Annotated in this window: 19 protein-coding genes and 2 pseudogenes; 13 read left to right on the top strand and 8 right to left on the bottom strand. The window is 67.2% G+C overall.

The annotated features are described in order from the left end of the window. Positions 1-462 precede the first annotated feature (462 nt). From AC1DXJ_RS15060 to mgtA, 3 genes are all read left to right on the top strand, one after another. Entirely contained in the window at positions 463-1,587 is a 1,125-nt protein-coding gene (locus tag AC1DXJ_RS15060; protein WP_477623673.1) for an AI-2E family transporter, read from the top strand. A gap of 297 nt (positions 1,588-1,884) precedes the next feature. After that, positions 1,885-4,962, top strand: a complete 3,078-nt coding sequence (gene mobF / locus AC1DXJ_RS15055; protein WP_477637398.1) for a MobF family relaxase — start codon at positions 1,885-1,887, stop codon at positions 4,960-4,962. Positions 4,963-5,130: 168 nt separating this feature from the next. After that, positions 5,131-7,779: a magnesium-translocating P-type ATPase gene (mgtA, locus tag AC1DXJ_RS15050; RefSeq protein ID WP_477637397.1), complete on the top strand. Its 2,649-nt coding sequence runs from the start codon at positions 5,131-5,133 to the stop codon at positions 7,777-7,779. A gap of 253 nt (positions 7,780-8,032) precedes the next feature. On the opposite strand, the gene AC1DXJ_RS15045 is transcribed toward mgtA, so the two are convergent. Further along, positions 8,033-8,335 carry a hypothetical protein gene (locus tag AC1DXJ_RS15045; protein ID WP_477623676.1) on the bottom strand — a complete coding sequence of 101 codons (303 nt, stop codon included), beginning with the start codon at positions 8,333-8,335 and terminating at the stop codon, positions 8,033-8,035. A gap of 870 nt (positions 8,336-9,205) precedes the next feature. On the opposite strand from AC1DXJ_RS15045, the gene AC1DXJ_RS15040 reads away from it, so the two are divergent. From AC1DXJ_RS15040 to AC1DXJ_RS15025, 4 genes are all read left to right on the top strand, one after another. Next, positions 9,206-10,135: a Gmad2 immunoglobulin-like domain-containing protein gene (locus AC1DXJ_RS15040; protein ID WP_477637396.1), complete on the top strand. Its 930-nt coding sequence runs from the start codon at positions 9,206-9,208 to the stop codon at positions 10,133-10,135. Positions 10,136-10,154: 19 nt separating this feature from the next. Then, a complete protein-coding gene (locus AC1DXJ_RS15035; RefSeq protein ID WP_477623678.1) occupies positions 10,155-10,376 on the top strand; it encodes a PLDc N-terminal domain-containing protein in 222 nt (73 codons plus the stop codon). A gap of 75 nt (positions 10,377-10,451) precedes the next feature. Then, positions 10,452-11,840 (top strand): cyclic 2,3-diphosphoglycerate synthase, encoded by a 1,389-nt coding sequence (locus AC1DXJ_RS15030; RefSeq protein WP_477637395.1) that lies wholly within the window; start codon positions 10,452-10,454, stop codon positions 11,838-11,840. Between the two features lie 193 nt (positions 11,841-12,033). After that, positions 12,034-13,776: a SulP family inorganic anion transporter gene (locus AC1DXJ_RS15025; protein WP_477637394.1), complete on the top strand. Its 1,743-nt coding sequence runs from the start codon at positions 12,034-12,036 to the stop codon at positions 13,774-13,776. Between the two features lie 26 nt (positions 13,777-13,802). On the opposite strand, the gene AC1DXJ_RS15020 is transcribed toward AC1DXJ_RS15025, so the two are convergent. Together AC1DXJ_RS15020 and AC1DXJ_RS15015 are read right to left on the bottom strand one after the other, a co-directional pair. Further along, positions 13,803-14,498 carry a GyrI-like domain-containing protein gene (locus AC1DXJ_RS15020; RefSeq protein ID WP_477637393.1) on the bottom strand — a complete coding sequence of 232 codons (696 nt, stop codon included), beginning with the start codon at positions 14,496-14,498 and terminating at the stop codon, positions 13,803-13,805. 38 nt (positions 14,499-14,536) lie between these two features. Beyond that, the gene (locus tag AC1DXJ_RS15015) at positions 14,537-15,820 is read right to left on the bottom strand and encodes a DUF4389 domain-containing protein (protein WP_477637392.1); all 1,284 of its coding nucleotides are present in this window, start codon (positions 15,818-15,820) and stop codon (positions 14,537-14,539) included. A 201-nt stretch (positions 15,821-16,021) separates the two neighbouring features. On the opposite strand from AC1DXJ_RS15015, the pseudogene AC1DXJ_RS15010 reads away from it, so the two are divergent. The 4 genes and pseudogenes from AC1DXJ_RS15010 to AC1DXJ_RS14995 all read left to right on the top strand — a co-directional run. Then, positions 16,022-16,266: pseudogene (locus AC1DXJ_RS15010) on the top strand (response regulator transcription factor); the annotation flags it as partial. Between the two features lie 119 nt (positions 16,267-16,385). After that, entirely contained in the window at positions 16,386-17,351 is a 966-nt protein-coding gene (locus tag AC1DXJ_RS15005) for a universal stress protein (RefSeq protein ID WP_477637391.1), read from the top strand. A gap of 60 nt (positions 17,352-17,411) precedes the next feature. Further along, on the top strand, positions 17,412-18,359 hold the full coding sequence (locus AC1DXJ_RS15000) for a universal stress protein (protein WP_477637390.1): 948 nt from the start codon (positions 17,412-17,414) through the stop codon (positions 18,357-18,359). A gap of 9 nt (positions 18,360-18,368) precedes the next feature. After that, entirely contained in the window at positions 18,369-18,803 is a 435-nt protein-coding gene (locus AC1DXJ_RS14995) for a pyridoxamine 5'-phosphate oxidase family protein (protein ID WP_477637389.1), read from the top strand. On the opposite strand, the gene AC1DXJ_RS14990 is transcribed toward AC1DXJ_RS14995, so the two are convergent. The 3 genes and pseudogenes from AC1DXJ_RS14990 to AC1DXJ_RS14980 form a co-directional block, all read right to left on the bottom strand. Beyond that, complete coding sequence (locus AC1DXJ_RS14990) at positions 18,800-19,384, bottom strand: hypothetical protein (protein WP_477637388.1); 585 nt, start codon at positions 19,382-19,384, stop codon at positions 18,800-18,802. The two genes, AC1DXJ_RS14995 and AC1DXJ_RS14990, sit on opposite strands and share 4 nt — an antisense overlap. A gap of 209 nt (positions 19,385-19,593) precedes the next feature. After that, entirely contained in the window at positions 19,594-19,971 is a 378-nt protein-coding gene (locus AC1DXJ_RS14985; RefSeq protein WP_477637484.1) for a CBS domain-containing protein, read from the bottom strand. 90 nt (positions 19,972-20,061) lie between these two features. Next, positions 20,062-20,199: pseudogene (locus AC1DXJ_RS14980) on the bottom strand (CBS domain-containing protein); the annotation flags it as partial. A 193-nt stretch (positions 20,200-20,392) separates the two neighbouring features. Between AC1DXJ_RS14980 and AC1DXJ_RS14975 the strand changes: the two are divergent. Beyond that, complete coding sequence (locus tag AC1DXJ_RS14975) at positions 20,393-21,244, top strand: universal stress protein (RefSeq protein ID WP_477637387.1); 852 nt, start codon at positions 20,393-20,395, stop codon at positions 21,242-21,244. Here the strand turns inward: AC1DXJ_RS14975 and AC1DXJ_RS14970 are convergent. Both AC1DXJ_RS14970 and AC1DXJ_RS14965 read right to left on the bottom strand, forming a co-directional pair. Next, positions 21,173-22,588: an acetyl-CoA hydrolase/transferase C-terminal domain-containing protein gene (locus tag AC1DXJ_RS14970; protein WP_477637386.1), complete on the bottom strand. Its 1,416-nt coding sequence runs from the start codon at positions 22,586-22,588 to the stop codon at positions 21,173-21,175. The genes AC1DXJ_RS14975 and AC1DXJ_RS14970 overlap by 72 nt on opposite strands. Continuing rightward, positions 22,585-23,037, bottom strand: coding sequence for a pyridoxamine 5'-phosphate oxidase family protein (locus AC1DXJ_RS14965; protein WP_477623688.1), 453 nt, complete (start codon positions 23,035-23,037; stop codon positions 22,585-22,587). The genes AC1DXJ_RS14970 and AC1DXJ_RS14965 overlap by 4 nt, the downstream gene beginning before the upstream one ends. Positions 23,038-23,122: 85 nt before the next feature. Here AC1DXJ_RS14965 and AC1DXJ_RS14960 point away from each other — a divergent pair, with 85 nt between their 5' ends. Further along, a complete protein-coding gene (locus tag AC1DXJ_RS14960; RefSeq protein ID WP_477637385.1) occupies positions 23,123-24,676 on the top strand; it encodes a bifunctional aminoglycoside phosphotransferase/ATP-binding protein in 1,554 nt (517 codons plus the stop codon). The last annotated feature ends 25 nt before the right edge of the window (positions 24,677-24,701 follow it).

Genomic DNA, 24,701 nt, shown 5'->3' with positions numbered 1-24,701 from the left:
AGCCACGGTGATTCTGTGGATGGCTCTGCCTCATCCAAGGTTTCACTCGCTCGACCGGCGGTGGATGCACGGAGTCTGTATGTAGCGGGGTAACGGAGCTTGACCTCTCCCGCGTCGGCGCGCACCGCGAAAGGGAGGAAGGGGCCGGCCCACGCATGGGCCACTATCCCGGCACTTCGTCCGCCCGATGCCCTCCCGCGATTACCTCTGTGGGCGAGCTCGGCAGGATGAATCCCCTGCCTGTGGAGATCGCCGGCCACTTTGGTGCACTGGAAGCCCACGCCGATGGCGAGGACGTTGGTCGGGAGGACGAAGTCCGTCATGTGGACCAGGAACAGGTCCAGCGGATCCAGCCCAGCTCCCTGACGAGCACGAGCGCGCTCCGGCCTGCCAATTCACCGGACGGGCACTACGGTCAGGTCAACCCTGCAGCGCAGGGGCACCGCTGAGAGGACTCTGCGCATGTCGGCTGGCACGCCCCAACCACAACTCCCCACGAGCAACGTGCGGGTGGTCACGCTTCGCCTTCGCACCGTCTTCATCGGGCTGGGTATCGCGCTGGGCGTACTGGCCGCCCTCGAGTTCATCCTGCGGGCGCAAAAAGGCCTCACACTCATCGCGGTCGCTCTGTTCCTGGCGATCGCCATCAACCCCGCCGTGGAGTTCTTCCAGCGTCGCGGGCTGGGTCGCGGGGTGGCGGTCGCCCTCGTCTCCAGCCTCACGGTGGCCTTCTTCGCGCTGCTGGGTCTGGTCTTCATCCCGCCGTTGGTGACGCAGGTCTCGCACTTCGTCACTGCCCTGCCCGTTCTGGTGGACGACCTGACCAAGGGTCACGGACCGTTCGGGTTCCTCGAGCGCAGATACCACGTCGTCGAAAGCGTCCGTGGGGCAACGACCAGGCAAAGCTCCGACGCGCTGACGGGAGCGGCAACGCCAGCGTTCGGCATCGCCAAGGGCGTGGCCACAACCGTTACCGGCATGGTCATCATCGCCTTCTTGACGCTCTTCATGCTCCTCGAGGGCCCCGAATGGCGGCGACGGGTCACCGACCTGATACCCGAGCGTCACATGCTCCCGGCCGAGCGCATCGGCGCTGGCGTGTACAAGTCCGTCAGGGGTTTCGTCACCGGCAACCTCCTGGCGAGCTTTCTCGCCGGAGTCGTCGCCACGGTGATCCTGCTGCTCGTCGGGGTCCCGTACGCACTCCCCCTTGGCCTGTTCACGGCGATCGTCGAGCTGATCCCCTACATCGGCCCAGCGGTCGTCACCGTGCTGCTCAGCCTGGTTGCATTGACCGAAAGCCCCGCCGCCGCCGCCATTGTCTTCGTCCTCATGCTCCTCTACCACCTGATCGAGGGCCACACGCTGCGCCCGCTCATCTACGGCCGCGCCCTGCAGCTCTCAGCTCTGGCAGTCCTGATATCGATCATCCTGTGCACCGAGGTCGCCGGCATCCTGGGGTCCCTGGCCGCCATCCCGATCGCGGGTTCCATCCAGGTGATCATCATCGAGGTGCTGGAAGAACGGCAACGACGCCGATCTGACAACATCCCAGGGCCAATCCAGCCCACTGAGGCTGGCGCCTGAGCGCAAAGCTCCCCTTGCAAGCCCGAAGCGATCCCTTCAGCCGGCCGCGGCTTTGGGTGGTTCACACCTCGTCCACGACCGCGCCAAGCCCTACCGCTCCAGTCAGGTCCGCTCCACCTCCCCGTCTCCTCAGGTCCGGCCCGGGGCCGAATCTGGCCGCCGACGACCTCCAACCACGGACAGAACGCGCGCCCCACCCCGGCCACCCGCTCGACACCCACCACGCCGCTTCACACGTCTGGCACCAAGGTGCGGGATGTGGTTGCGATGTTGCCCCCAAGGGCGCGTTTGCGAGGTATGACGATGTCGATCAGGCGGATGACGCTGGGTGCCGGCTACCGATACCTGATGTCATCAGTCGCTCGCGTGGACGAAGCAGGCCCGGCTCGCGGCCTGACCGGTTACTACGCTGCCCATGGCACTCCACCTGGCCGGTTTCTCGGGGCGGGGTTGGCTGGCCTTGCCGGGGGAGCCGGCGTCGAGCCGGGCTCAGCGGTGACGGAAGAGCAGCTGTGGCGGATGCTAGGGATGCTGCAGGACCCGGTCACGGGAGAGCAGCTCGGCCGGGCACCGACGGGGCCAGGGATGGTGTTCGTCGACCACCTAGGCCGGGTTTGTAAAGCGCGTCAGTCAATAGCCGGTTTCGACCTCACGTTCTCTGCGCCCAAGTCGGTGTCGGTTGCCTGGGCATTGGCCGACGAAGGCACGCGCGCGCGAATCCACGCGGCACACGCGCGTGCCCTTCTGTCGGTCATCGCCTACGGGGAGTCCCAGGTCTTCGCCACCCGCACCGGCCATGGCGGCGCGATCAACGAGGACGTGCGCGGAGTGGTCGCGACCGGGTTCGACCACTGGGACTCCCGTGCCGGTGACCCCCAGCTGCACACACACGTAGTCGTCTTGAATAGGGCTCAATCCGTACGCGATGGAGCGTGGCGGACGCTCGATTCGAAGGCCCTGTTCCGGGCGGCAGTGGGGATGTCCGAGCTCTACAACGGCCTCCTGGCCGATGAGCTCACGCGCGAGTTTGGGTGGGCGTGGGTGCCCGAGGCGCGGCGCCGCTCGGCCGAGCCGAAGTGGGCAGTCGAGGGCGTGCCGAAGGAGTTGCGGGCTGAGTTCTCCCAACGCACGACCGACATCGAACGAGCAAAGGATGGCCTCGTCGACGCGTTTGTCGGTTCGCACGGTCGTCAGCCCACGGCTCGTGAGGTCATCCAGCTTCGGCAGCAGGCCACCCTCGTGACCCGCGGGGACAAGCATGTCCGGCCGTTCAGCCAGCTCGTCGAGTCTTGGCGCGAACGTGCTGCCGTGTTCATCGGCCCAGATCAGACCTCGTGGGTGACCCAGCTGGCCGGACGACTCATGCAAAGCCTGGTGCCCGCGTCTGACCTGGGGGAGGGGATCCTTGCCGATGCGGCCACCCTTGTGTTGGCCAAGGTCGCGGAGAGGCAGGCCACGTTCACTCGCGCGAACCTGCTGGCGGAGATCCACAGGCAGCTGCACGGGGTCCGGTTTGCCACGCCCACCGACCGCATCAGCGTCGCTGAACGGACTGCTGACCTTGCTGTCGCGAAAGCAGTCAGGCTGACGCCATACAGCGTCGAACTTGTGCCTGCGCACCTGCTGCGGGCGGACGGTACGTCCCGGCTGCGAGCCCGCAACAGCGAGGTCTACGCAACCCAGGAGATCCTCGATGCCGAAGCCCGGCTGCTCATCGCCGGGCAAGCCACCGACGGGCCGGCCGTGCACCCGCAGGTTGTCACCAGGATGGACCAATTGGTACCCCCCGGCAGAGACCATGTCTTGTCTGCGGAGCAGGCGCACGCGGTCGCCGTCATCGTCACGTCTGGGCGTCGCCTCGACGTACTCGTCGAAGCGGCTGGTACCGGAAAGTCCACTGCGATGGCCGGCGTCCGCGCCATATGGGAAGCCACGTTCGGTCCCGGCTCGGTCGTCGGGTTGGCTCCGTCGGCGGCCGCCGCAGACGTCTTGGCGGACGCCGTAGGGGTCAACACCGAAAACACCGCCAAGTGGATCAGTGAGAACGCGCGCCTGCCCGAACGCGAGCAAAGACTGCGCGAGTATGCCGCCCGGCTGGCGGGCGCCTACCCATCCCCGGCCACCCGCCAACTGCAGCAACAGGCGGCGACCGAATGCGCGGCATACCGACGCTGGACCCTAACACCCGGGCAATTGGTCATTGTTGACGAGGCATCTATGGCCAACACCAAGGACCTTGACCAGATCACCGCCCTTGCGTCACGCGCCGGCGCCAAGGTGCTGCTGGTGGGGGACTGGGCGCAACTCTCCCCTGTACAGGCCGGTGGTGCGTTCAAGCTGCTCACTGACGACCGCGGCCATGAGGTTCCGACTCTTCACGGGGTGCGCCGATTCCGCCACGAGTGGGAACGCGATGCCTCGCTGCAACTGCGCATCGGCAACGGCGACGTCGCCGACGTCTACCTCCGGCATGGGCGCGTTGAGTCCGGGTCCCGCGAGGACATGCTCGACCTGCTGTTCGCAGCCTGGCTCAACGACACTCGAGCCGGACGCCAATCCTTGATGGTTGCCGCCGACGCCCTAACCGTGGCCGACCTGAACAGCCGTGCGCGCGCCCACAGGGTCGCAACTGGCGAGGTTGCCAACACCGGCTGGACCACGGCGGACGGAACGAAGGTTGGGGTCGGCGATCTCATTGTCACCCGCCTGAACCGGCGCTCCATCGTGAACGGGCGCGGGTGGGTCAAGAACGGTGATGACTGGATCGTGGAAGCCGTTAACCGTGACGGCTCCGTTCGCGTGCGCGGTGTTCGTGGAGGAGCGTTGGGTGTTCTTCCCCGCGACTACGTTGCCGAGAATGTCGAACTCGGCTACGCGTCGACCGCCCACCGGGCACAGGGCCGCACCGTCGACACCGCTCACGCCTTCGTGACGGGGGCAACAATGCGCGAACCTCTGTACGTCATGGCCACCAGGGGACGCGAGTGCAACCGCCTCTATGTCGATGTTGCGTACGACCTCGACGGCGACACCAATCACGTCGGTGTTCCTGAAGGCGACCCAATGGAGGTTCTTCGCTCGGCGATCGACACGTCTCGCGCGGACCAGTCCGCCATCGAGGTTCGTCGAATGGAGGCACGAGCTGGAAGTCAGCACCAGGTTGTCCGTCGCGAAGCATCGGGTCGACACGGGTACGCGTCACCCACGCCCACGATCGGTGATGGAAGGTTGCCCCAAATGCGGGAGGTGGAGTGCGCGCCGATCGGCTTAGCTCCTCTACCGGTCCCGGGGCCTGTGCCAAAGGTCCACCAGATCCGCCGACGGTCACGGTGGACTGCGAGGTATGCGGTTAGTCCGCCGGGTCCTCGAGACTAGGCATGAAGAGATTGGCTCCGGTGTGGGCGTCGCGGGGTTCARGTCGCCAGGGTCAGCCGCGTACAGCCATGACGGCAGGTACCTCAGCAGCGGCGTGAGTTGTGGATTCGCGCGTTCGCGCACGACGCAGAAACACCGTTCACCCAATGCGGCAGCGCATACTCGGGTGTGACCGTTCTCCCATCCTCGCTCGAGGTTGCGTCACTACCGTCGATCGTGGAGGCGGCTGCGCTGACCCCGGACCAGGCGCTGGCCGCCTTCGGGTCCCGGCTGTCGGGTCTGTCGTCGGTGGAGGTCGCGACAAGATCTGCACTCTTTGGTCCGAACGCCGTGCGTTCGCATCATGCGAGTGCGTGGCCGGTGCTCTCCCGGCAGCTGCAGAGTCCGTTGTTGTGGTTGCTGCTTGCCGCGGCGGCTGTGTCCGGGGTGGTGGGCGAGGGACTCGACGCTGTCATCATCGGGGTGATCGTCGCGGCGTCGGTGGGCCTCGGCTTCACCAATGAGTACCGGGCCGAGCGCGCGGCGGAGGCGATGCACTCGGAGATACGCCACGTGGTCGCGACGACGCGCGATGGGGGATCGGTCAGCGTTGAAGTCACCCACCTTGTGCCGGGGGATATCGTGCGCCTGGGTGTCGGTTCGATCATCCCGGCCGATGTGCGCATCCTATCCGCGAGCAATCTTGAGTGTGACGAGTCGCTCCTGACTGGTGAGTCAGTTCCGGCGGAGAAGTCGGCCGATCGTGTGCCGAGGGCCGCCCCGCTGGCCGAGCTGTCGTCGTGCCTGTTCATGGGCACGGTCGTCCACGAAGGAGCCGCCGAGGCGGTGGTGGTGGCGATCGGCTCCTCGACCCAGTTCGGGCGTATCGCCGTCGGGCTCGGTGAGCGACATCCTCAAACCGAGTTCCAGCTCGGGCTCACCCGTTTCTCGGGGCTGTTGGCGAAGGTAGGTGCGGTGCTCAGCGCGGCGATCTTTGTGATCAACGTCGGCCTGGGGCGCCCGGTCATAGACGCAGTGTTGTTCTCTCTTGCTGTAGCCGTCGGCATCACCCCGCAGCTGCTGCCGGCTGTCGTCTCTACAAGCCTGGCCACCGGATCTCGGCGCCTCGCGGAAAAGAAGGTGCTCGTCAAGCGTCTGGTGTGCATCGAGGACCTCGGCGACATCGACGTCCTGTTCACTGACAAGACCGGCACTCTGACCGATGGCCACATCAGTTTCGAACGGGCGATCGATCCGGCCGGCAACGAGAGCGACGACGTGCTCACCCTCGGCTTGGTGTGCAACGAGGCCACTCCGACCGGGGACACAGCCGTGGGTGGAAACCCGCTCGACGTCGCCCTGTGGGAAGCGCCTGCCGCGGCTACTAGCCAGTTCGGCAACTTTCAGCAGATTGCCGTGACACCTTTCGATCACGAGCGGCGCTGTGCGTCGGTGCTCGCCGCCCACGACGGCAAGCGGTTCCTGATCACCAAGGGCGCTCCCGAAGCGGTTCTAGGGCACTGCACGAACGTCGCCGAAGGTGCCCTTCGCGTGCTCGACGCAGAGTTCAGCGCCGGCCACCGCGTGGTCGCCATCGCCAGCCGATTGGCCCCGGACCTAGACACCATCGCCCCCGGCGACGAACACGACCTGACCCTCGCGGGCTTCCTCGTGTTTCTCGACCAGCCGAAGCCATCGGCCGCTGCGTCGATCGCGCGGCTTGCAGGGCTCGGCATCACGGTCAAGATCGTGACGGGTGACAATCCGGTGGTAGCCGAGACCGTGTGCCGGACCCTCGGGGTCAAGTCTGACGGAACCCTCACCGGTGCCGATCTCGACTCACTCGACGACGCCCAGCTCGTCGCCGCTGTCGGCAGGGCCACGATCTTCGCCAGGGTCAGCCCCGAGCAGAAAGCTCGGATCCTTCGCGCCCAGCGCGACGCCGGCTCCGCCGTGGCCTTCCTCGGCGATGGTGTAAACGACGCCCTCGCCCTGCACCACGCGGATGTCGGGATCTCGGTTGACTCGGCCACCGACGTCGCCAAGGACGCCGCCGACATCATCCTGCTCGAACGCGACCTCGACGTGCTCGCAGATGGTGTCACCGAGGGACGCCGGATCTTCGCCAACACCATCAAGTACGTGCTCATGGGCACCTCGTCGAACTTCGGCAACATGTTCAGCGTCACCGCCGCCGCCGCATTCCTGCCGTTCCTGCCGATGCTCCCCTTCCAGATCCTGCTCAACAACCTGCTCTACGACACCAGCCAGATGACCATCCCGACCGATCGCGTGGACGAGGAACAGCTGGCCCGTCCCTCGCACTGGGACATCGGCTTCATCCGCCGGTTCATGATCCGCTTCGGTCCCATCAGCTCGGTGTTCGACTTCGCCACCTTCGCCGCGATGCTCTGGGCCTTCGACGCCACCGCGCCCGAGTTCCGGTCCGGCTGGTTCGTCGAGTCCCTTGCCACCCAGACCCTCATCGTGTTCGTGATCCGCACCCGTCGCGTCCCGTTCTTCGCCAGTCGCCCCTCGAGGCCTCTGCTGATTTCGGTTCTCGCCGTCGTGACCGTCGGTGTCCTGGTCCCGCAGAGCCCGTTCAACGACGTACTCGGGTTCGCGCCGCTGCCTCCCGCGTTTTTCGGGGTGCTCACCGCCTTCGTGATCGCCTACCTGGCCGCCGTGGAAATGGGCAAGTACTTCTTCTACAAGGCAGCCCTCACCACCACGCCGCGTCCCCTTCAGCGCGACCACACCCACCGCGTCCACCGGCTGTCCGCACGCTGGAGCCACCACCGACCGCTGCCGCTGAAAGCCGGGCGCGGCGTGGTTTGATCCGCCAGTGCGCGCTTTTCTCGTCTATCTGCTCGAGCTCAACGTTGTGTAGTGGGCGCCAAGCGGCGTTCCGTTCACTGCGTCTTTGTCGAGTCGGGGCATCAGCCGTTGATCAGACTGCGGCTGGCCCACCGTTCCCCGAATGGCCACAAGTCCTGAGCTCCCACCAGCACACACTGTCGCAAGGGCCACCGCAGTCTCGTTGGCTTTGGCGGCACGGCCCGGCACATCCGGTCCTGGCGAGTCGCCCGACCTATGAGCTGCGCTGCGAGCCGCCGCCGCGCGAATCCGAGGTTGAAAGCCCGAACTTCAGGTCCTGACGGGTCGGCGCGTGTCCCGTCCCTTGGCCCAAAGCGCGCCACTCTTGTCCTGCCAGCAAAACTCCGAGGGCGTCACCGACGATCAGCTGGGTTGCTTGGAGGGCCTCGGTTGGTGTCGTGAAGCCCTGCATTGTCCGATAGCACTCGTGCTCTTCGATCTTGACGCTGCCCACAAACCCCCATCCGTCCGAGGCGGGCGAGTATCCGATGGTGATGTGAAACTCCGTTGCCGACATGACTGGTCCCAACCGGCGGTCTGAATGACCACTCTTGCTTCTGGAGTCGACCGCTCTTGCAGGCCGTGGACGCTCCACCAATACGGTGGGACAGCAACTTGGCACCTGTCGTAACGGGCAACGAGTGTGCGATTGTCGGACAGCCCACGGGCCAACCACATCGCCTCGCGCGGACCAGAGCCAGCTCCTTCGGTGGGCTTATAGCTGAGCACCACGCCATGGTTCCTGTATACGCGGCCGCCGCGCATCTGTACATGGCCCAACACAAGGGCGGCGCCGCCGCCGCGCTGGCGCACTTGTTGCCACGGCACTCGGTTCCGACCCCGTCAAGATCGATGCGGATGGGGGAGCCTGGCCGTAGGCCGCCTGTGGCTGATTCGATCGAGTGCTTGGATCGTCCTGTGCCATGCCCATGAAATTCTTCGGCGGGGTGCCTCGAAGTTGATCAGTCTCCGTTCACGCAGGGACAGGCGCCAAGCTTCCCTGCAGCCACGCTTTTCGGCCCGACATGGCGAGACCCCGGGCGATTCAAGAATCGTCCGGGGCCTCGTCTGCGTTGCCGACGTTGCACGCAGCGCCGATGAGAACCCGTGCCACCACATCCCGTCGTCGAGGGCGTGTCCCGCGGGTCTGGCCCGTGGGACCGAGGGTGGTGGTTCCCTTCGGTGTCGCCGTCGTTGCCGATTGCGACACCCCCTTTCTCTCACCTCTGGCGAGATCGCAGCAGGGACCTTGGTCCCGGATCCGCCAGAGCTGAGGACCTGGTTCGTGTGGACCCAGGTCGGTCCTCTCCGTGACGGGCCCTTCGGCCCTTGTCCGCGGCTTCCTTCCGCTCTGCACTGGAAGGAAGCAACGTTCCGAGGAGGAGTCATGAGAGGTCAGTCGACGCAGGTGGTCGCGGGCGCGCTCATCGTCCCCGCATCCGTTGCCTCCGTCGCGGCGTGCGGCGGCGCAGACGGCCCGGGCCGGCCCTCATCCAGCACGCTCGTCACCCCGGCGTCGCCCCGCCCATCGGGGACCACGTCGACGACCATCCCGTCCACCACGACCCCGTCAACTCCGACGGCGGCCACCACCCTCAAGAGCATCCCCGTCTACTACGTCGCCGAGTCCCAGCGCTCATTCAAGCTGTACCGCGCGTTCCGTACCGTGCCCGACACGGGCGGAACCGTCGCCTCAGCCGTGAGCGCCATGACCCGACTGGCCCCACTCGACACGGACTACATGACGCCGTGGCGACCCGCCAGCCGGATTACGGTGCAGCAGACGGGGAACAACGTCGCGGTCGACCTGTCCGCTGACGCGTTCGCGAACACCAACCTCGGCAGCGAGGTCGCCGCGACCGCCCTCCAGCAGCTCATCTACACCGCCACCGCCGCGGCCGCCCGGAGCGGGACGCCGGCGACCAGCGTGACGATCACCAGGGACGGCAAACCCGCGGACGTGTGGGGAGCCCTGCGTATCGGCACCGCCACCAAGCGGGCCGTCCCGCTCGAGGTCCAGGCTCAGGCATGGATCACCGCCCCGCAGGAGGGGGGCATCCGCAGGGCCGGAAAGGTGACCTTCACGGGACTCGGGGCGTCGTTCGAGGCCACCTTCGGCTGGACGATCCGCACCGCCGCTGGGATCGAGGTCGCCCGGGGTTCGACCATGGGTGGCACCGGCACCGGAGGCTTCGGCGCATTGTCGTTCAGCAGTCGGCTGGGACCTGGCATACATCGTGACCCTGTCCACCGACGACCCCTCCGGCGGGGAGGGCAACGGCCCAGCCACGGACGACAAGACTTCACTGTCAAATGACGTTCCGAGGGAGACCATCATGGGGAAGAGCAATTGGGCTGACCTGAGCCAGTTTCAGCGCCGCGTGGTCGTGGCGGGGGCGCTCGCGCAGGTGGCTCTTCAGCTCGCAGCCCTTCGAGACCTGCGTCATCGCGCGCCGGAACAGGTCAACGGACCACGCTGGGTGTGGGTCGGCGCCACCTTCGTGAACTTCGTGGGGCCGTGCGCCTACTTCCTGATCGGCCGCCGCCATGACCGCTGACGCGGACGCTGGAAACGAGAGACCTCCCACACTGGGTGGATCGGTCACGTCGGTGACCCAGTCGCGGAGATGGCCGTGACCAGCACCAACTCACCCCGCACCCGCGTCGTCATCCTCGGCGCTGCCGGGCGCGACTTCCACGACTTCAACGTCGTCTTCCGCGACGACCCGAGCCACCAGGTCGTCGCCTTCACCGCGACGCAGATTCCCGACATCGCGGGACGTCGCTACCCGCCAGAGCTTGCCGGGGCGCTCTATCCGGACGGCCTCCCGATCGTGGCAGAGTCGGAGCTGACCGATCTCCTGGAGCGCGAGCGCGTGGAGGTGGTTGTCTTCGCCTACTCCGACGTGCGCCACGAGGAGGTCATGCACCTGGCGTCGCGGTGTATCGGTGCGGGCGCGGACTTCCGTCTCCACAGCGCCCGGCGCACCATGGTGCGCAGCACGAAGCCGGTCGTCGCGGTCACATCGGTGCGCACCGGTGTTGGCAAGAGCCAGACCACCCGTTACCTATCCAGGATCCTGCGCGACCACGGCCTGCGGGTCGTAGCGGTCCGGCACCCCATGCCCTACGGCGACCTCGCCGCGCAGGCCGTCCAGCGGTTCGGGTCCTATGCCGACCTCGACCGACACCACTGCACCATCGAGGAACGCGAGGAGTACGAGCCGCACATCGACGCGGGGGGAGTCGTCTACGCGGGCGTCGACTACGAGCGCATTCTGCGCGAAGCGGAGCGGGAGGCAGACGTCACTCTTTGGGACGGCGGCAACAACGACCTTCCCTTCTTCGTGCCCGACCTGCACATCGTGCTCGCCGACCCGCTGCGCCCGGGCGACGAGGCGGCATACCACCCAGGGGAGGCGAACGTCCGCATGGCCGATGTCGTCGTCGTCGCGAAGTGCGACTCGGCGCGAAGGGCCGACATCGAGGCAGTCGAGGCGTCAGTGCGCTCCCTCAACCCCGCCGCGACCGTCCTGCGGGCTGACAGCCCGGTGACCGTCGACGACGCTGCGGCAGTGCACGGGCGTCGTGTCATCGTCGTCGAGGACGGCCCGACGCTCACCCACGGATCCATGACCTACGGCGCCGGCGTGGTCGGCGCCCGGGCGGCTGGGGCCTCCGAGATCGTCGACCCGGTGCCGTATGCCGTGGGGTGCATCGCCCCAACGTACGCCAAGTATGCGAACGCCCGTGGCGTCCTACCGGCCATGGGCTACGGCGCGGCGCAGGTACGCGACCTCGAGGCGACGATCCGGGCAGCCGTGGATGCAGGGGTCTGCGACGCGGTGGTCAGCGGCACGCCGATCGACCTGACACGAGTGCTTTCCGTCCCCGTACCGGTTGTGCGGGCACGGTACGAGCTGCGCGAGGTGGTTGCGGGAGGCCTGGCGGCGGCACTTCGGGCGGCGCTGCCTGAATCAGCACTCGCCGCGCAGGGCGGTCGGGCTCAACGCGGCCAGTGAACTACCTCAGGACCCTGGACGACATGATCGACATCGGCACGAAACCGGCCTCGGTCACGGAATTGGGCGGGCGCGGCCCGGGATCTTGGCCCTGTGACAGGTGTTCCGGCGGACGTGAGAATGGGACGCTGGACACCGGGAGGAGGCGTGGCGTGATGACTCTTCTGACCCGCGGCGGCCTCAGGCCAGCGACGTGAGCCGGCTGCGATCGCAGGGTGGACGGCGTTGGGGCCGGGTGACGCCGGGTGTCGCAGCGTTCGCCGGCTACAAGCGGGGGTGGCTGCGTGGTGACGTCCTGGCCGGGGTCACGGTTGCGGCATACCTCATCCCGCAGGTGATGGCGTATGCCGAGGTCGCCGGGCTCCCCGCAGTGGCGGGGCTATGGGCTGCCTCGGTGTCACTGCTCGTCTATGCGGTGATGGGGTCGTCACCCCAGTTGTCCGTGGGCCCTGAGTCGACCACCGCCCTGATGACCGCCACGGCGCTGGCGGGTCTTGCAGCAGGGCAGCCGGAAAGGTACGCGGCCCTTGCCGCCGTGCTCGCGGGTCTGGTGGGCCTCATCTGCGTGGTCGCCTGGGTGGCACGTCTGGGTTTCCTGGCGGACCTGCTCTCGCGGCCGGTGCTCGTCGGCTACATGGCGGGAGTGGCCCTACTCATGGTGGTGACCCAACTGGGCAAGGTCACCGGGCTGACGGTGGAGGGCGACTCACCGGTGGAGGAGGTCGGCTTCGTCCTGCGTCACCTGGGGGACGTCGACCCTCCCACGGCAGTCCTGGCTCTTCTCGTCCTGACCTTCCTGTTTCTTGCGAGCCGGTACTTCCCGAAGGCCCCCGTCCCCCTCATCGGGATGCTTCTGGCAACCGGGGTCGTTGCCCTCTTCGACCTCGATGCGACGGGTGTGTCGGTGGTGGGAGCCATCCCGCGCGGGGTCCCTGCTCTCCAGCTGCCACACATGGGGCCGGAGGATCTGCTGACGCTCCTGCCTGCGGCCCTCGGAGTCGCCATGGTCGCGTTCTCTGACAACGTGCTGACAGCTCGCGCTTTCGCCGCACGCAACGAGACTGCCCTCGACGCCAACCAGGAGCTCCTGGCTCTCGGCGCCGCAAACCTCGCTTCCGGTGCGGCCCAGGGGTTTCCCGTGAGCAGTAGCGGGAGCCGGACGGCGATCGGCGACTCGCTGGGCAGCCGGACCCAGCTCTATTCGCTCGTGGCGCTGGGTGCCGTCGTGCTCTCCGTCGCGTTCCTCGGACCGGTGATGGCCGCCTTCCCACGGGCAGCCCTCGGGGCGATGGTCGTATATGCCGCGGTGCGTCTGGTGGACCTGCCCGAATTCCGCCGCATCGCTGCCTTTCGCCGTGTGGAGCTCGCGCTCGCCGTCGGCACCACTGCCGCTGTACTGGTTCTCGGAGCGCTCCAGGGGGTCCTCGTGGCCGTCGCCCTTTCCGTGCTGGACCTGGTCCACCGCGTCACCCGCCCTCACGATGGCATCCTTGGCTACGTGCCCGGCCTTCCCGGGATGCACGACATCGACGACTATCCGAAGGCCACACCCGTACCCGGACTGGTGGTCTACCGCTATGACTCACCCCTGTTCTTCGCGAACGCTCAGGACTTCACGAGGCGGGCGTTGGCAGCCCTCGACGCGGCACCCGCGCCAGCCAGATGGTTCCTGCTCAACGCCGAGGCCAACGTCACCGTCGACCTCACAGCGGCTGACATCTTGGAGTCACTTCGCCAGGAGGTCGGCCGACGAGGGGTGGTCTTCGCGATGGCCCGGGTGAAGCAGGACCTGCGAGACGATCTCCAGCGCACCGGATTCCTTGCGAGAGTGGGGGAGGAGCGAATCTTCATGACCCTACCCACCGCCGTACAGGCGTACGTCGAGTGGTCGATAGCGAACCTCGGCGGCCCGCCCCCGGGCTTTCAGCGTCCGTAGCACGCCCGGTGGTCAACCCCGTCGGGTCAACCCTTCGCACTCGTGGAAGCCTCGCTCGAAGGTCGAGTCGGTAGTACCACCAGTGTCCTGGGCAGAGCGACATCCGGAGCATCGAGGTAGACCTCCCAAGCATCACCGCTCGGACTCATGCCATGCGCGGATGCGTAGGCGTGCAACGCCTGGTGCGCGTTCCGAGTCTCCGCATAGCCGCCCCGATGGGTCGTCCGCAGCGCAGACCCCCCGGGTAGGTGAGTCGCCTTGACGTCTCCCTGCCCGAGCAGCATGCCACTCACGGGGAAGCCTGCCTCCACTGAAAACGTTCCGTCAGGCTCGGGGTGCACCCGGGCGAAAGGGGGTCCGGAGACGTGCATCCCGTCAGCCGGGGCGACCTCGCTCACGCGCGTGAACGCAGCGCTGAGGAAGGAGCCGAACTGGCCTTGACCGATCGTGCCACGAACCACCAGCGCGGGCTGTTCGTGCAGGGTGAAGGACTCGATCTGGTACTCGAATGGCTGCGCCGTCGAGGTGCTGCGACTCTCGTCGGTGCCGAGTCCGGAGAGTCGACGGCTCGCGCGTCGAGCTGCCGTGGCGACCAAGGAGACGCCACTGACAAGAAGGATGAGGCCTCCGATCAGCACGGCGATCCCGGCCCGACCCAGCCAGGGCAGCCGGGCACCAACCCTGACCTGCGCGCTCACATCGGGGGAACCGTCGGCGTTCATGAGCACCAATGCCCAGTCACCACTGCGTTGAGTCCAGTTCAGCTCCTGCGAACCGGTGCCGACCGCTGACACATCCCAGATGGACTGCGCGGTCGGCGGCGTTGTCGGTGCAATGCCGGTGATTTCGCGGCCTCCCGCCCAAGCTGAGTCTGGGACGAACCGGGCCACGTTGCCCAGGTACTGCTGGACTTCGCTCGAGGGGCGATGCCGAGGAACACGGACTCGCCTTCGGGAGCCGTGGCCTGGAGTCGCACGTCCCCCAGCATCCGTCGCGGGAGCATCGTGGCGCCGGGTGCGGTGTCGATGCGCAGGGAAGGCATCGCCACGGCATACCCGGAGCTGCTCACGTGCCCTTCGGCAGAACTGACGTAACCCGAACCGTCACGCAGGGCGGTGTCGGCGACCAGCAGCGACAGACCCCCGGTCAGCATGGCCAAGGCGGTCAGTCCCAGGACGGAACCGACGACCACACTGACGATCCTGCCTGCGGTCCAGCCGGCCCGAGCCTCCGAACCCCGTCTGCTGGTCGTTGCCACGGCGGGCGAGGGGGGCGCGGCAGACGCCACGGCCGGCGCGGTCGGTGCGGCCGGACCCCGTTGCCCCGGGCCCGTGGAGACATCCGTCCCGCCGGGCTCGTCGGGACCCAGGTCGAGGCGGAAGGGGGGGTAATCGTCAGTCATCAGAGCGGCATAGGCGCACACCCGCAGAACCCACCGGTTCAGCCCCATCACCAAGTCGTACACAGAACGCGGGTACCGACCGGTGAGGGCAAGCACAACCGCCCCGACCAGCACGAGGAGTCCGACCAGTCCGCCACCCCAGGCAAAGCGCGCTGGCGAGTCATCGGTCGCGATCCACCACGTGCCACCACCGGCGAGAATGCCGACCACCAGGTAGTGCGGCAATGCAAGCAGCCACCACTTGACGAGCACCAGCCCCCGGGACAGGTGCTCGGGGTAGTCGACCTCGAGGTGCGCCGGGTAGTCGGGAACGTCAGAGAGCGTGAACGGCGGGTACCGGTCGGTGGCGAGAGCGCTGTACCCATAGTAGGAAACACGCCAGCTCCAGCGCATCACTCCCACGTTGAAGTCGAACAGTGCCCGGGGGTAGCGGCCCGTGACGAGAATCGCTACAAACGCCGCCAGGCTCAGCACCACAAAGGCGATCCAGAGGAACGCCAGCACGACGACGTGCGGGATGACGAGCAGCCATTTCACGAGCCACAGCCACCGCGACGCGTGCGGTTGGGAAGCGGCCTGCACTCGCACGGGGTAGTTGGGAGACTGTCGCGGGGTCGGGGGCGCGGCCATCGTGGTCGACATGGGATTTCTCCTTTGCTGGTCACCTCCACCGTCTCTCCCTCCTCGGTGGGGTGACAGGGACTTTCGACCCGTCGTGACGCGCTGATATCCAGCCAGTTCGCTGGGCGGCCAGGTCTTGACTGTCCTGAACTCTTGTCCTGTTCTGGACCCCCTGCATCGCGTGACACGGCCGCGCGACGGAGTCTCGGTGGTCGCCACGTGCAGGACCCACGGCTCGCCGAGCTCTTCCCGCAGGAGCGCCGCATCCTGGAACACATCGCTGAAGGCCTGACCAACCGTCAGATCGGTGAGACCCTGTCATTGCCCGAGAAGACTGTGAAGAACTACGTGACGTCGCGCTGGGCAAGACGGGCATGGAGAACCGGACCCAGGCGGCGGTTTACCTCGCCACCACGACGGGGCACACCCCTCGGCCCGCGACGCGCGTCGAGACCGGGTCATCCTGAAACCGACGACGTGGCGGGGTCCTGGCCCCCCGTACCTCCAGCTGGTCGTCACCTGGTTACCGGTGACAGTCCCGGGACCAAAGGCCCCGGTGACGACTCGTCCGGCGAGTGATGCTGGCATGCAACCGGTCACGACTACGTGGTCGGGCGTGAGGACGGTGGAGACCATGCCAGTGAAGACACCCAGGACCGTGGTTGTGGGATGCGACGGGTCGTGGCACAGCCACCGCGCCGTCACCGCTGCAACTCTCGAAGCGGTACGCAGGGACGCAGACCTCGTCATCTTGTCGATCCCCGACCTTCGCGATGCACGAACTGACCGACTTGCAGACGTCGCTCGTGGCGAGCACGACGCTCTGTCCACGGCGACAGGCATGGCACGAACGGGCTTGGCGTGGGCTCGCGAGATCGACCCAGCCGTGAGCGTTCGTCCCCTCGTCGTGCCTCTCGAGGCACCGGAGCTGACGGCCCTTCTGGCCGAGACCGACCTGCTGGTCCTCGGTGGGCACGGTCGAGGCGGTCAACGCGCCTTCTCGCTGGGGTCGACGAGCCTCCGGCTCGCACACAGCGCCACAGCGCCGCTGATGCTTGCCGCGCCGGACGGCCCTGAGGTCTCGACCGGTCAACAGCCAACAGTGGTGGTCGGCCTCACTCCTCAGTCGTGGTCACATCACGCGCTCTCCTACGCCGCGGCACAGGCGGCCGCTCGGCACATCGCCCTCGTCGTGGTGCAGGCGGTCCTTCCGGGCCAGCCGCACCTGGCCGCCGCTGTCGGCCGGGCCGAGCGGGAATGCGCTGACGCTGTCGAAGACGTTGAGACGGATGGTGCGGCGGCCTCGATCACGGTGTCGGTCTCGGTCGCACCGGTCGCGGACGCACTGCTGGCCGCGTGCTCAGCGGGGGACCTATTGGTTCTCGGGAACCGGGGCAAGGGCAGGCTGCGGGGCCCGGTTCCCGGCTCACTCACCCAGAAGCTCCTGGAGACGGCAATTTGCGACGTCGTACTGGTGCCAGAACCAGCGAGCGAGGACGCGATCGCAGCTCCGTCAGCGGCATTCCCTGGAGCAGGTCTAGGGACTGAGTAGTCGCCGAGGCGCCTAGAACGCCGCACTCCGTGACGGGATCCGTTCGGGACCAATGACCCTGTGGCCGCTCGGCGGGCGCTGCCACGATCGTCGTATCAATCCCATTACCAGGACCCTGGAGGAGCAATGGATACCAAGGTAGGACGCCGCCCGGTGGTCGTGGGCTATGACGTGTTCGGAGCGAGCGACGCCGCGTTTGACTGGGCAGTTCAAGAGGCGGCGCGGCGAGAAGCCCCGCTTCACATGTTCGTCGCGCGTGGTGTTCTGTACAACGCCGCGCCGGGCTTCGGAGCAGCAACACCCTGGCCGAGTGATCTCACCGGTGAACTCGTCAACGAGGCTCGCAGCTATGCGGCCGCGCGCGCACCCGGCGCATCAGTGACCATCGACTCCGCGCTCGGATCGCCTGCCTCCTCTCTGGTGGAGGCCTCACACAAGGCTGACCTCATCGTTGTTGGTCGCCGGCACCACACGGCAGTCGGCGAAGCCATCGCCGGATCGACATCGACCCAGGTAGTGGCCCACGCAGCCTGCCCGGTCGTCGTTGTCGATCACGAGTTCGACTGCCCACCCACGGCCCCAATCGTCGTGGCGGTGGACGGTTCGCCGGCGAACGACGCCGCGCTCGCCTTCGCCTTCGAGCGGGCCTCAACGCTGTCCGCCCCCGTGGTGGCGCTGCACGCGTGGTGGCTCGACGTCCCGGATCGGATCGGCGTCTCATGGCTCAGCGAGGACAAGGTCACGGACATCGGCGACGCTCACGAGCGGCTGCTACAGGGGGCCGTGGCTGCGTGGTCGGCGAAGTACCCTGAGGTGGACGTTCGCAGGGTCCTGGTCCGCCAGCTGCCGGTCGAGGCGATCATCGCGGAGGCTGAAGGGGCACAGCTCATCGTTGTCGGCAGCCGCGGCCACGGAGGGTTCACCGGTCTTCTACTCGGCTCGGTGAGCCAAGGGCTGCTGCACCACGAGCGGCCCTGCCCCTTGGCTGTCATCCACACCCAGGAATAGGTGCCTGCGATGACTACCGACGTCCCCACCGACCACAGCGGTCTGCGCGTCATGGGCACCGATGAGTGCCTCGAGCGGATTCGCTCGACGGCCGTCGGCAGGGTGGCCTTCACCCGCGACGGCAAGATCGTCGTGCTGCCGGTTCACCATGTAGTACGAGGCATGGACGTCTACTTCCGGACGAGCGGGGGATCCAAGATCGAGGCTGCGGCCGACCACGACCCGATGGGCTTCGAGGTGGACGTGTACGACGCGTCAGCAGCTACTGGCTGGAGCGTCGCCCTGTCGGGCACAGCCTCCGTCGTGGACGACGATGAGACCGCAGCAGAGCTCAACGGTCTCGACCGTCGGCCCTGGCCGATCAGTGAGGCGGACGTTGGAGACTCCGTGTGGATCCGGATCAGGTCCGACGAGATCACAGGGCGCGAACTGCTGCCGCACTAGACGGTCAGGTTCAGTCCGTGCGATGCCTGAATTGTCTCGCTTGCGGGACGGCGCGCTGCTTGGGTGAGCAGGAGGTCGCAAGGAGGTGCCTCCAACAGTGACGCGTCGAGGCTGTCCGCATGCACCTCGGTGGGCGAGTGCACGCCCACGACGAGAACGTCGTCGCCTTCCACGTGGTCGCGCAGTGCGTCCGTCACGGGTCGATGGGTGACGACCACTCGCGACGGGGGGTGCGGCGCGCCGGTGTTGTCGGAGGGCAGGGCCATCAACCAGCGACGTTCCATCCCATGGCCCGGCACATCGACTACTCGCGACTCGGCATGCAGGACGATGAGGTGCCGCTGACGCAGGTCGGCCTCCCGCCCTGCTGCTGAGACGAGGTGTGCTGACTCAGGGCTGTCGGGAACACCGACCACGACAGCCGGCTCGCGCAACCGAGCCAGCGCCTGGACGCGTGGGTCCGCCACGACGTACACATCGACGACCTGCGCGAGCTGCGAACGGGCGGCTGTCCCAAGGCTGGTCGTGTCGGTGACGACCAGGGTTGCCCGCGCCACCTCCGCGAGCAAGGCGTCCGGCATACCAGCGTGCGAGACATCGGCGACAACATGCCAGCTCGCCGTTACTCCGAGACTCGCCGCAGCGGACCGCCACGACGACCACTGCGGTGGGGGTGGTCCGGTTGACAGCAGGCGCAAATCTGCCCCGCGCACAGCGGACTCGGCCGTTGCCCGTGCCATCACGCGGATGGACAGATCAGCCCGGAGCCAGGCCACGACGCAGGAGTCCTTCATGCCTCTCGCCCCACCTCGTGGTCGGGGGCCTCTTCCGTTGACCCGAGCTGCACGCTCCGAACACCGGGCACGGTCGCAGCGGTCGCCAGTGCAGCCTCAACGAGGTTGGTGTCGGGGGGATCGATCGTCACATGTCCTGAGCGCACGACGGCGACCCACTCCGGGTGTCCGGCTGCTGCAAAGGCGCCGAGTACCGCCTGGGTGATCACCGTGTCGGGTACCGCCAGCGAACGCAGGATGTCGCTGCGGCTCACCATTCCGACGAGGCGGCCCTCCTCCACGACGGGCATGCTCTTCCAGCCCGTGTCCGCCAGGGCCAGAGCCACGTCCGAGCAGTCGGTGTGCGTTGTGGCGCACACCGCGTCAACCGTCATCACTTCGTCCACGGTGCGGTCCCGGCGCGAAATGGCCTCTTGAGGCCGCAGGTGAGCTCGGGGGTCAGGGGGGAGAGGCTCCCGGAGGACGTCTGCCTCCGAGATGATTCCCACCACTCGCAACTCGGCATCCACCACAGGGAGGGCACTGATCCCGGCTGCTCCGAGTAGCTGAATCGCGTCCTCGAGCGTCGCGCCTCGGCGGATGCTCACCGCAGGCGAGGTCATGACATCGGCGACCAACATCACCCACCGTTCCTTCCTTGTCCGTTGACCTCCAGCGTTCGCCATCGAGCCCATCGTGCACAGGGCACTTGGTCCCGGACGGGACCAAGTGCCCTGTGCCACAGCTGTCACGAGCGACAGGCTTGGTCCCAAGGAAGGACACGGGGGCAGGAATGGATGACTGGAGGGTCTCGAGATGAGCACAGTGGTGGCACAGGGCGCGGTCGTCGCCGGGCTGGACGGTTCGCAGCAGTCGTTGGTCGCGCTCGACTGGGCCATCGAGACTGCCCAGCTTGAGCGCCGGGCTCTGCACCTCGTCCACGCGCACGGACGACGCCGGGGTGCGGATGGCGAGGCCGCGAAGGTCATCTCTACGGCGAGGGAGCGCGCTGCAGTCGTGGCTCCGGGACTGCGCGTGAGCGACATCGTGGTCGACGGATCGGGCGAGTCCGCGCTGATCGCGTCATCTAGGCAGGCCGCCATCGTGTGTGTCGGAGCCCACGGGCGGGGTGGCTTGGTTCCCGCCATGCTCGGGTCCACCGCGCTGGCCGTGGCGGCGTCCGCACTGTGCCCGGTGGCAGTGATCCGCCCCCGGGACATGGATCGGGACGTTCCCCGGCGAGTCGTGGTGGGCGTCGATGAGTCCGCCGGTTGCCACGACGCAATCGGATTCGCCTTCTCACAAGCCGACGCCCGCCACCTGCGTCTCACGGCGGTGCACGCCTGGCACGGCTCGGACCGGATCGGGCTCAGTGCCGCGGTCACACCGTCGGAACGTTGGCAGACCAAGATCGGCAACGAAGAGGCGGCCATGGCAGAGTCGCTGGCCGGATGGGCCGAGAAGTACCCCGACGTGCAGCTCAGCCGGGTGTCGATACGCAAGCAACCAGCGGCGGCCATCCTGGCAGCGGCGGATGACGCAGACCTCGTCGTACTGGGCTCTCGTCACCCCAGGCCGCGCCCCGACCTCGTCGGCTCACCGACGGTCCGACGAGTGCTCCACGACATTTCGTGTCCGGTCGTGGTCGTCCCCCAAGTCTCGGGCTGAAGAGGCAGGGGCCGGCCTGTCCAGGGTCGCGTTCAGCACCGGTTGCCGTGTCCCAGACGCCGTCCTGGTCCGAGGAGCATCACCGGCCGCTTCCGGAGCTGAATCGGCGAGGCCGAGTTCCCTCGCGTCCTCCCAGAGTTCGGCGCGAACCGATGGATGAGCCGCCTGATCGATGAGGTGCCTGGCCTGTGACTGGGCGTCCCAACCCATGACCTCGGCAGTCCCCTGCTCGGTGATGACGGCCGTGTGCTGGAACGAGGTCACCGGTCCCTCGAGAAGGCCGACGATGGCTGACGCGTCGGCCCGCGGATGCCACGACCGCAGTGCCATCAACGCCTGACCGCCGACGGAGTCCATCGCTCCGACAACGAAGTCGCACTGGCCCCCGAACCCCGAGTACAGGCGCGATCCGATGTGGCTCCCGTTCGCCTGGTCGAACAGGTCGACGGCCAGCGCGGTGTTGATGCTCGTCATTTGCGGGTTGGCGGCAATTCGTCCCGGGTCGTTCACGGTCTCGGTGCGCAACATCTGGATTCGCGGGTTCTCGTGCAGCCAAGCCATCAGCCGCGCGCCGCCTGCGGCGAAGGAGGCAACAACGTCGCGCTCTCGGTCGAGGGCCCCGGCCCGATCGAGGTCGAGGATCCCGTCCGAGACCATCTCGCTCCACACTCCGAGGTGGTGACGAGCTGTCAAGCGGGGGACGACCGCATCGGGGATGGCGCCGATCCCCAGCTGAAGGGTCGAACCAGACCGCACTCGGGCTGCGACCTGGGTGCCGATACTCACGATGTCGGAACCAACGGACGGAACCCTCGGGTGGGACCGCTGTGCACTGGTGGTGGTCAGGACACCATCGAGGTTGTCGACACGCAGCGTGCCGTCGCCAAACGTGAAGGGCATGTCGTAACGTGACTCGGCAAGAACTACGCCGCCGGCCGCACGGCATACCTCCATCGCAGCGGGCAGGATGTTGACCTCGGCTCCCAACGACCAGCTGCCCGCGATCGGTGCCGACACCGTCACGAGGACGAGATCCGGCACGAACCTCGTGGCAAGGAGCGTCGGTACGTGGGACAGGCGCGCGGGAAGGTAGGAGAGTCCAGCCGTGCCCCGCATCCCGGAGCCGACGAAGGGGGTCACGTGGGCAACTCCCGGTCGAGTGGGTATGCCGTATGGCGCGTTGAGCATGAACAACTCGAACCGTGGCACCGAGTCGTCGAGCAGCTGCAGCAGGGTCCACGGTGCGGACGCGTTGCCACTGGCCACCACCCGTAGCGGCCGGTCGTGTTGCGTCGCCAGTCCGCGGAGAACGGTGACGATGGCGCTCCGCGTCGACGTGATCACGCCCGCGTCACGCCTCCGGCGACGGCGAACCGCCGGCCCGTGATGGAGTCGGGGACGATCCGAAGGAGATGTGGTTTGGAACCCTTCGCCCAGGGGATCAGCGGGAGGCTCAGAACCTCGATCGCCTCGTCCACGTCGAAGACCTCGACGGCCCGGCCCTTGAGGACCACACTCCAGGCCGCACCGGCATGGAGATCGTACCCGTCGACCTCGAAAGCCACCCGACGCTTGCGGGCGGCTTGGTGCTTGGTGCCACCCGCCGTGCGAATGACCACGGTCCCGTGGTCAACCGCGTAGTTCACGGGAAAGATCTCAGGTGCGCCCTCGTAGATGACCGCCAGACGCCCCACGACACCCTCGCGCAACAGGTCCCATGACTCTGCCGCAGTGGTGACGTGGACGTCGTCCTGATCGGGTTGTTCAGTCGGGTTCGTGCGTTTGGTGTCCATGTCCTACATCGTCGGTCGAACCGATGGGAGTCCACAGGGTCCAAGGTCCCTGTCGGCTTCGCGGGGGCGCAGCGAGACTGAACTGATGGCAGAGCTACCGACAGTAGACCGCGATCTGCAGTCGCAGGCGCGGACCTCGCCGGGTGCCGACGAGCGCACGATCGCGGGCGCGGAAGTGCGAGAGACCCACTCCGCCGTGGTGCTGCTGTGCGGTGACCACGCCTACAAGATCAAGAAGCCTGTCAACCTCGGTTTCCTCGACTTCAGCACCCCGGCTCGGCGCAATGTGGCCTGTCGCCGGGAGTTCACACTCAACCGCCGGATGGCCCCTGACGTCTACCTCGAGGTGCTCGACCTCGTGGATGGGCGTGGCCAGAATCGCGACAGCGTCCTGGTGATGAAGCGGATGCCGGCAGATCGCCGCCTCGCGACCCTCGTCAGGCAGGGTATTGACGTCACATGGGCGATACGCCAGCTCGCGAAGCAGATCGCCGTCTTTCATTCGACGGCGAGAACCAACGCCGAGATCAGTGCAGCCGGAAGCCCGGCGGCGCTCGGAGAACGGTGGCGGTCCAACGTCGCCGGGTTGCGGGCACTGGCTCCCAGCCGCCTGTCCCCCCTCGTTGTCGACGAGATCGAGACCCTGTCCACGGCATATGTCGCCGGGCGCAGCTCTCTTCTCGAGGACCGGGCGCGCGACGGGTGGGTGCGCGACGGTCACGGCGACCTTCTCGCCGACGACATCTTCCTCCTGACGGAGGGAGCGCAGGTGTTGGACTGCCTCGACTTCGACGACGCACTGCGCTGGATGGACGTGGTGGACGACCTCGCGAGCCTGGTCATGGACATCGAGCATCTCGGGGCCGCCGATGTCGCCGAGCAGCTGGTGCACGACTACCACGAGTTCTCAGGCGCGGTGGAGCCGAAGTCGCTGTCGCACCACTACATCGCGTACCGAGCGGTGATGCGAGCCAAGGTGTCGGCGATCCGCGAAAGCACGACGTCTGGCCGGGTCAGGGATGAGGCCGCGCTCGAGGCCGAGTTGTTGGCCGACTTGGGACTGCGCCATCTGCGCGCCGGCCTCCCTCGGCTAGTTCTTCTGGGAGGGGCACCCGCATCAGGTAAGTCAACGGTCGCCGATCAGCTCGGCGCGCGTCTGCCCGCAGCGGTCCTGAGCGCGGACCGCATCCGCAAGGAGTTGGCCGGCCTCAACCCCGTCGAGCACTACCCCGAAGCCTTCGGGCAGGGCATGTACTCGCTTGCCCACACCGTGGCAGTCTACGAGGCGCTCGCGGTCAAGGCGAGGTTCATCATTGCCTACGGCGAGACTGTGGTCGTGGACGCGTCGTTCTCAACGGCCGAGCAGCGAGAACTGTTCCACCGCATCGCGATTGACCTGCACACACCCCTCGTTGAACTTGAGTGCACGGCCCCGGCTCGGGTCCTCGCAGCCCGATTGCGAGATCGCGACCACGAGCCCAGTCGCTACAGCGACGCGGACCTCGTCATCGGAAGCAAGCTCGCGTCGCAACGCGAGTCGTGGCCCTCGGCGGTGCTGGTCAGTACGTCCACGAGCCAAGCGGAGAGCGCGCGGCAGGCGCTGAGTGCCATCGAGGCTGCTTGGCAACACCTGCTGTGACTGGATCCGCTCCGCAGCGAATTGG

It is taken from the genome of Pedococcus sp. P2_D9 (assembly GCF_056404275.1).
Note: the sequence above shows the minus strand (reverse complement) of the source record. Positions and strands in the feature narration are given on the sequence as shown.